5 protein-coding genes and 1 pseudogene are annotated in these 8,123 nt (G+C 72.7%); all 6 read left to right on the top strand.

All coding sequences use genetic code 11. From position 1 onward, the window contains the following. Positions 1 to 542: pseudogene (locus ACH4FH_RS32160) on the top strand (hypothetical protein); the annotation flags it as partial. A 48-nt stretch (positions 543 to 590) separates the two neighbouring features. Next, a complete protein-coding gene (locus ACH4FH_RS32155) occupies positions 591 to 1,394 on the top strand; it encodes a TIGR03936 family radical SAM-associated protein (RefSeq protein ID WP_398559479.1) in 804 nt (267 codons plus the stop codon). A gap of 218 nt (positions 1,395 to 1,612) precedes the next feature. Further along, positions 1,613 to 5,416: a ribonuclease E/G gene (locus tag ACH4FH_RS32150; protein WP_398559478.1), complete on the top strand. Its 3,804-nt coding sequence runs from the start codon at positions 1,613 to 1,615 to the stop codon at positions 5,414 to 5,416. A 235-nt stretch (positions 5,417 to 5,651) separates the two neighbouring features. Further along, positions 5,652 to 5,972 (top strand): 50S ribosomal protein L21, encoded by a 321-nt coding sequence (gene rplU, locus ACH4FH_RS32145; RefSeq protein ID WP_398559477.1) that lies wholly within the window; start codon positions 5,652 to 5,654, stop codon positions 5,970 to 5,972. 14 nt (positions 5,973 to 5,986) lie between these two features. Further along, on the top strand, positions 5,987 to 6,244 hold the full coding sequence (gene rpmA / locus ACH4FH_RS32140; protein WP_009717948.1) for a 50S ribosomal protein L27: 258 nt from the start codon (positions 5,987 to 5,989) through the stop codon (positions 6,242 to 6,244). A gap of 135 nt (positions 6,245 to 6,379) precedes the next feature. Then, positions 6,380 to 7,816 carry a GTPase ObgE gene (gene obgE / locus ACH4FH_RS32135; RefSeq protein WP_398559476.1) on the top strand — a complete coding sequence of 479 codons (1,437 nt, stop codon included), beginning with the start codon at positions 6,380 to 6,382 and terminating at the stop codon, positions 7,814 to 7,816. The last annotated feature ends 307 nt before the right edge of the window (positions 7,817 to 8,123 follow it).

Raw genomic sequence — 8,123 nt, 5'->3', positions numbered from 1 at the left:
GCCACGGCATCGCCTGGCTGGCGCGCGGCGTCGCCCTGGTGGTCGCCGCGCTCGTTCGGTGGATCCTGATCGTGCCCGCCGTCGCTGTGTGGCGGTACGTGCTGCAGCCGGTCGGCCGCGCCCTGGTCGCGGCGGTGACCGTCGTCGTCCGCGAGGTCGGGGACGCGCTCGGGCACTGCTGGCGGGCCGCCGGATTCGTGTCCCGCGCGGTCGGCCGCTTCCTCGGCCGGCTCCTGCGGTGGATCTTCGTCGAGCCGCTGCGCTGGGCCTACCGGAACGTCCTCACACCGCTGGGGCACGGCCTGCGCGACGGCATCTGGCGCCCGGCACGACAGGCCGTACGCGCCGCGGGCCGGGCCGCCCGGCAGGCTCTGGGCGCCGCCCGCGAGACGGGGCGGCAGACCCGCAGGGACTTGCGGCGGGCCCTGTTCGGGGCCGCCGAGGAGCCGCGGCGGGAGAGCGCCGTGGCGCCCCACCGGGAACCGGCCGCGCCCGGGACACGTACTCTAGGTAGCAGTACGACCGCACTCACGAAGGACTGAACGACACTGGGCAAGCGACAGCCCGAAGGCCCGCCGCCCGCACCGGCGGTGCAGCGCATCCGACTGCGCTACACCAAGCGCGGCCGCCTCCGGTTCACCAGCCACCGCGACTTCCAGCGCGCTTTCGAGCGGGCGCTGCGCCGCGCCGAGGTCCCCATGGCCTACTCCGCGGGCTTCAGCCCGCACCCGAAGGTGTCGTACGCCAACGCCGCCCCGACGGGCACGGGCAGCGAGGCCGAGTATCTGGAGATCCAGCTCGCCAAGCACCGCGACCCGCAGACGCTGCGCGCCCTGCTGGACGAGTCGCTGCCGACGGGGCTCGACGTGATCGACGCCGTCGAGGCGCACACCAGCGGGCTCGCGGACCGGCTGCAGGCCTCGGTGTGGGAGATGCGCCTGGACGGTGTCGCGGCCGAGGTGGCCGGGCACGCCGTCGAGGCGTTCCTCGCCGCGGAAGAAGTGCAGGTCGAGCGCCGTACCAAAAACGGCATGCGGACCTTCGACGCACGCGCCGCGGTGGCCGCTCTGGAGGTCGCCGAGGGTGAGGGCGATAGGCCCGACGGCAAAGCCTGTGCGATACTGCGGCTGGTTGTTCGGCATCTGACACCTGCCGTTCGACCCGACGACGTCCTGTCCGGCCTCCGAGCTGCGGCCGACCTGGCGCCGCCGGTCCCCGCTGCGGTGACCAGGCTGGCGCAGGGGCTGCTCGATGAGGAGACCGGCGCGGTGACTGACCCGCTCGCGCCCGACCGCGACGCTGCCACGGCCGCCCCACCCACGGCCGCCGGGCTGAGTGCCGCGAAGGTGACGAGTGGGGTCTCCCCGGCAGTTTCCGGGGAAGGTACTGCGTAGGACCGCCGTCGTCGCGTCGCCGATCAGCCAGGGAGCCACCCCGGTCCGGCAGACGCACTGACCAGGAGACTTTCGCCGGTCCCCGAACCGGGGCCCGGCGAGCGAGACGACAGCTCCCGTGCGGCGCCCACGCCCCGGACAGCGAAGCCGCGCACATCACGCGGCTCGCGACCGGAACAAGGCCCGGCGCCCGGGAGCGTGACGGGAGAACCGCCCGCATGCTCGAACCAACCGATTCCACCGAATCCACGCCGTCCGCGGACCGTGGTGCCGACGACAACAACTCACCCAGCGACACGCTGCCGCCCCGCCGCAGGCGCCGCGCGGCATCCCGGCCGGCCGGCCCGCCGGCCGGTGGCGCCGCCGCCTCCGAGGTGGTGAGCGCCGAAGCGGCCGCCGCGCCGTCGGCCGCCGCCGAGGAGAGCACCGCTGCCGCGGTCACCACCGGCGAGGACGCCAAGCCCGCCCGTACCCGCCGCCGCGCGACCCGCAAGGTCACCGCCCCCGCCGGGTCCCCGCAGAACGCCGTCGAGGAGACAGTCCCCGAGGCCGCCGCTCCGGCCGCCGCGGAGACCCCTGCCGCCGCGCAGCCGACGCAGGTCGAGGACGACGCCAAGCCCGCCCGCGGCCGCCGTCGCGCCACTCGCAAGGCCACCGCGCCTGCCGGCGCCCCGCAGTCCGAATCCACCCCTGAGCCCGCCGCCGCCGAGGCGCCCGCGCCCGCCGCGCAGCAGGTCGCGGACGAGGCCCCGGCCGCCGCCCAGGACGACGACGCCCGGCCCGCCCGTGGCCGCCGTCGCGCCACCCGTAAGGTCACCGCCCCGGCCGGTGCCCCCCAGAGCGCCGCCGAGGAGACCGCCCCGGTGACGGCGGAGCCCACCGAGGCAGCCGCCGCCCCCGTCGTCGAGGACGCCGCGGAGCCCGCCGAGGAGGCCAAGCCGGCCCGCTCGCGCCGCCGCGCGACCCGCAAGGCCACCGCTCCGGCCGGTGACGCGCAGAGCGCCGCCGAGGAAGCCCCCGCAGCTGAGGCCCCCGCCGCCGAGCCGCAGCCCGAGGCGCCCAAGCGCCGCGCGCGGCGCCGTGGTGAGCGTGCCGCTGAGCCGGTCGCCGAGGCGCCCCGCGCCGAGGAGGAGGCCGCGCCCGAGGCGCCGGCCCGTGGCCGCCGCCGGGCGCAGCGCCCGCCGACCGCCGTCTTCCAGGCGCCGGTCTTCACCGAGCCGATGTTCCAGACCCCGGAGAGCGCGGCCGCTGCCGCCGCGGCCGCGGCCCGTCAGGACGAGGAGCCCGAGGCCGAGGCCGAGGAGCAGGTCCGTGAGGAGCGCGTCCGCGAGGAGCAGCCCACAGCCCCGCGCCGGCGCCGCCGTCGTGGCGCGCCTGCCGAGCCCGAGCCGGTGGCCGCCGCCCCGGTCGAGGAGCCGGAGGCCGAGGACGAGTCCGAGGAAGACGCCGCCCGGAGCGAGAGCGGACAGGGCGACGACGAGTCCGGCGACCGCCCCTCGCGCCGGCGCCGCCGTGGTGGCCGTCGCCGCCGTCGCGGTGAGTCCGCCGACGGCGCGGACGACCAGCCCGCCGAGGGCCGTCCGTCCGAGACGCGGGAGACCGCCGACGCGGAGGCCGAGTCCGACGAGGACGACGAGCAGGCCGCCGACGAGGACGAGCACGGCGCAGGCGGGTCCAGCAGCAGCCGTCGCCGTCGTCGCCGTCGCCGTCGCAGTGGTGACTCCGGTGAGGCGGAAACCCACAACGGCGACGACCCGGAGCGCACGGTCGTCAAGGTCCGTGAGCCCCGCAAGAAGGACGAGGGCGGCACCAGCGCCGACGAGGTGCAGTCGATCAAGGGGTCGACCCGCCTGGAGGCCAAGAAGCAGCGCCGCCGTGAGGGCCGTGAGCAGGGCCGCCGTCGGGTGCCGATCATCACCGAGGCGGAGTTCCTCGCGCGCCGCGAGGCCGTCGAGCGGGTGATGGTCGTCCGCCAGAGCGGCGAGCGCACCCAGATCGGCGTCCTCGAGGACAACGTCCTCGTGGAGCACTTCGTCAACAAGGAGCAGTCGACCTCGTACGTCGGCAACGTCTACCTCGGCAAGGTGCAGAACGTCCTGCCGTCGATGGAGGCGGCCTTCGTCGACATCGGCAAGGGCCGTAACGCCGTGCTGTACGCCGGCGAGGTCAACTTCGAGGCGCTGGGCATGGCCAACGGCCCCCGCCGCATCGAGACCGCGCTGAAGTCCGGCCAGTCCGTGCTGGTCCAGGTCACCAAGGACCCGATCGGCCACAAGGGCGCCCGGCTCACCAGCCAGGTCTCGCTCCCCGGCCGCTACCTCGTCTACGTGCCCGAGGGCTCGATGACGGGTATCAGCCGCAAGCTGCCGGACACCGAGCGCGCCCGGCTGAAGCAGATCCTCAAGAAGATCGTCCCCGAGGACGCGGGCGTCATCGTCCGTACCGCCGCGGAGGGCGCGAGCGAGGACGAGCTGGCGCGCGATGTCCAGCGGCTCCAGGCGCAGTGGGAAGAGATCCAGCAGAAGGCCAAGAGCAGCAGCTCCAACGCGCCGACGCTGCTCTACGGCGAGCCGGACATGACCGTGCGGGTCGTCCGCGACATCTTCAACGAGGACTTCTCCAAGGTCATCGTCAGCGGCGAGGAAGCCTGGGAGACCATCCACGGCTACGTCGCGCATGTCGCGCCGGACCTCACCGACCGTCTGCAGAAGTGGACTTCGGATGTCGACGTCTTCGCGACGTACCGCATCGACGAGCAGCTGATGAAGGCGCTGGACCGCAAGGTCTGGCTGCCCAGCGGTGGTTCGCTGGTGATCGACAAGACCGAAGCGATGATCGTGATCGACGTCAACACCGGGAAGTTCACCGGTCAGGGCGGCAATCTCGAGGAGACCGTCACCAGGAACAACCTGGAGGCGGCCGAGGAGATCGTGCGTCAGCTGCGGCTGCGCGACCTCGGTGGCATCGTCGTCATCGACTTCATCGACATGGTGCTGGAGTCCAACCGGGACCTCGTGCTGCGGCGGATGCTGGAGTGCCTGGGCCGGGACCGCACCAAGCACCAGGTGGCCGAGGTCACCTCGCTCGGCCTGGTCCAGATGACCCGCAAGCGGGTCGGCCAGGGTCTGCTGGAGTCCTTCTCCGAGTCGTGTGTGCACTGCAACGGCCGCGGCGTCATCGTCCACATGGACCAGCCGACGTCCGTCGGTGGCGGCGGCAAGCGCAAGAAGAAGGGCAAGTCCGGCAACGGCGAGCGGCACGAGGCGCACGTCGACCACCAGCACGAGGACGCCGCGATCGCAGAGGAGTCGGCTCCGGAGCTGGAGCCCGCTCCGGTGACCGAGGCCGAGCTGCAGCCCGCGGTGGCCGAGGCCGACGAGTGGTACGGCAGCCCGGCGGAGGCCGAGGCGGCCGCCGGACGTGGCCGTGGCCGTCGTCGCGCGAGCCGGAAGGTGTCCGCCCCGGCGGGCGCCCCCAAGGCCGCGGAGGAGGCCGCCGCGATCGTCGTGCCGGTCGAGACCGCACCGGCCCCGGCGCCCGAGCCCGAGCCCGCCCCGGCACCGGCCGCGGAGGCCGCGCCGGCCCGTCCGCGCCGCCGGGCGACCCGTAAGGCGACCGCTCCGGCGGGCTCGCCGCAGGTCTCCGACGACTCCGCGGCGACCGTCGTCGTCACCGCACCGCCGGCCGCCGAGCCGGACGCCGAGGCGCCGGCCGAGGCCCCGGAGCCCGCCGAGGGCGCCGAGGCGGAGCCGGCGAAGAAGACGGCGAAGAAGGCGACGACCCGTAAGACGGCCGCGAAGAAGACCACGGCGAAGAAGACCGCGGCGAAGACGGCGACCGCCAAGACGACGGCGGCCAAGGAGACGGCGGCGAAGAAGACCACCGCCAAGAAGGCCGCCGCCAAGAAGGCCACCACCACGAAGAAGACCGCCGCCAAGAAGACGACGAAGGCGGCGGCCAAGAAGACCGCTGCCGCCGAGCAGCAGTCGCTGCCCTCGGTGTCGGCTTCGACGGAGGACTGAGCACCACCCGGCAGCACGGCCGGCCCCGGACCGTCAGCGGTCCGGGGCCGGTTTGACCCCCTGGTCAAGGCCCCGTAACCTTGACCGTCGGTGTCTGTGTGACGCCAAACCCCTGAGCAAACACCTCTCGGTCCGCCGAGGGAGGCCGCTCGTCCACTCGGATTTCGCAGGTTTTCCATCGCCTGTGTGAGCGGCTGGCATCAGAGGACCCGTTTCTAGCGAAAGAGAGTTCCGCGTGTACGCGATCGTGCGCACCGGCGGACGCCAGCAGAAGGTTGCTGTTGGCGACGTCATCGAGGTTGACCGCATTTCCACGACGAAGGTCGGCGACACCGTCGAGCTCTCGACGCTGCTGGTCGTTGACGGCGACGCCGTCACCAGCGACCCGTGGGTGCTGGCCGGAGTGAAGGTTCAGACCGAGGTCGTGGACCACCACAAGGGCGACAAGATCCGGATCCAGAAGTACAAGAACAAGACCGGTTACAAGAAGCGCATCGGCCACCGCCAGCTCCACACGGCGCTGAAGATCACCGGCATCGACGCTCCGGCGAAGTAAGGGACTGACGAGACATGGCACACAAGAAGGGCGCATCGTCCACTCGGAACGGTCGCGACTCCAATGCTCAGCGGCTCGGCGTGAAGCGCTTCGGCGGTCAGGCCGTCAACGCCGGTGAGATCCTGGTCCGCCAGCGTGGCACCCACTTCCACCCGGGCACGGGCGTCGGCCGCGGCGGCGACGACACCCTGTTCGCCCTGGCTGCGGGCGCGGTGCAGTTCGGCACCCACCGTGGTCGCAAGGTCGTGAACATCGTCCCGGTCGCTGAGTAATCAGCCGCCGAGCGATAGCTCAGCATTAGCACCACTCCGAGGGCGGACCGCCTTTTCTCGCGAGAGCGGGAAGGCTGGTCCGCCCTCGGCGTGTTAGTACAGAGACATTCCCGTAGTTATCTGGAGGCACCAACCATGACCACCTTCGTGGACCGCGTCGAGCTGCATGTCGCCGCGGGTAACGGAGGCCACGGCGTGGCCTCCGTGATGCGGGAGAAATTCAAGCCCCTTGGAGGCCCGGACGGCGGCAACGGCGGCCGTGGCGGCGATGTGACCCTGGTCGTCGACCAGGACGTCACCACCCTCCTCGACTATCACCATCACCCGCACCGCAAGGCCACCAACGGCCAGCCCGGCGCGGGCGACAACCGCTCCGGCAAGAACGGCCAGGACTTGGTCCTGCCCGTCCCTGACGGCACCGTCGTGCTGGACCGCCAGGGCAATGTGCTCGCCGACCTCGTCGGCCAGGGCACCACCTTCGTCGCGGGACAGGGTGGCCGCGGCGGACTCGGCAACGCCGCACTGGCCTCGGCCCGCCGCAAGGCCCCCGGCTTCGCACTGCTCGGCGAGCCCGGCGAGGCCCGGGACATCGTCCTGGAGCTGAAGACCGTCGCGGATATCGCGCTGGTGGGTTTCCCGAGCGCCGGCAAGTCCTCGCTGATCTCCGTTCTCTCGGCTGCCAAGCCGAAGATCGCCGACTACCCCTTCACCACCCTGGTGCCCAACCTCGGTGTGGTGACGGCCGGTTCGACCGTCTACACCATCGCGGACGTACCGGGCCTGATCCCGGGCGCGAGCCAGGGCAAGGGTCTTGGGCTGGAGTTCCTGCGGCACGTCGAGCGCTGTGAGCTGCTCGTCCATGTCCTGGACACCGCGACCCTGGAGTCCGACCGCGACCCGGTCTCCGACCTGGACATGATCGAGGCGGAGCTGTCGCAGTACGGCGGCCTGGACGACCGTCCGCGGGTGGTCGTCCTCAACAAGATCGACGTGCCGGACGGCAAGGACCTCGCCGAGATGATCCGCCCCGACCTGGAGGAGCGCGGCTACCGCGTCTTCGAGGTCTCGGCCGTCGCCCACATCGGCCTGAAGGAGTTGTCCTTCGCGCTGGCCGACATCGTCGCCAAGGCCCGCGCCGCCAAGCCGGTGCAGGAGGCCACCCGCATCGTGATCCGCCCGAAGGCCGTGGACGACACGGGCTTCACGGTGACGCCCGAGGGCGAGAACTTCTTCCGGGTGCGCGGCGAGAAGCCCGAACGCTGGGTCAACCAGACCGACTTCAACAACGACGAGGCCGTCGGCTACCTCGCGGACCGGCTCAACCGCCTCGGCGTGGAGGACGCGCTGCGCAAGGCCGGCGCGCACGCCGGTGACGGCATCGCGATCGGGCACGAGGACAACGCCGTGGTCTTCGACTGGGAGCCGCTGATGGCGGCCGGCGCGGAGATGCTGGGCCGTCGTGGCGAGGACCACCGCCTGGAGGCGCCCCGACCGGCCGCTCAGCGCCGCAAGGACCGCGACCTGGAGCGGGACGAGGCCGACCAGGAGTACGACGGCTTCCAGCCCTTCTAGCCGGGTGCCGGGCCGGGACACCGCCGGGTGTCCCCGGCCGTCGGCGCGGGCACAGCGAACGGGGAAGGCCCCCGGGAGGATTTCCTCCCGGGGGCCTTCCCCGTGGTGCGGAGCCGGTTCCCGCCGCGTGGGCGCCCGGCTGCGGCCTAGACGGCGGCCGGTGCGTCCTCGACGTCGCTGGACTCGCGTTCGGCGCTCTCATCGGCGTCCACGTCCTGGGAGCGTTGTCCGGGGATGCCGTTGAGGCGGGTTTCCATGCGGGTGCGGCGTTCGTCGGCTTGGGCGGCGAGGTCGAGGGCGGCTTGGT

Source organism: Streptomyces sp. NPDC017993, from assembly GCF_044328065.1.
Taxonomy (GTDB): domain Bacteria; phylum Actinomycetota; class Actinomycetes; order Streptomycetales; family Streptomycetaceae; genus Streptomyces.
This window is presented reverse-complemented; position numbering and strand designations above follow the sequence as displayed.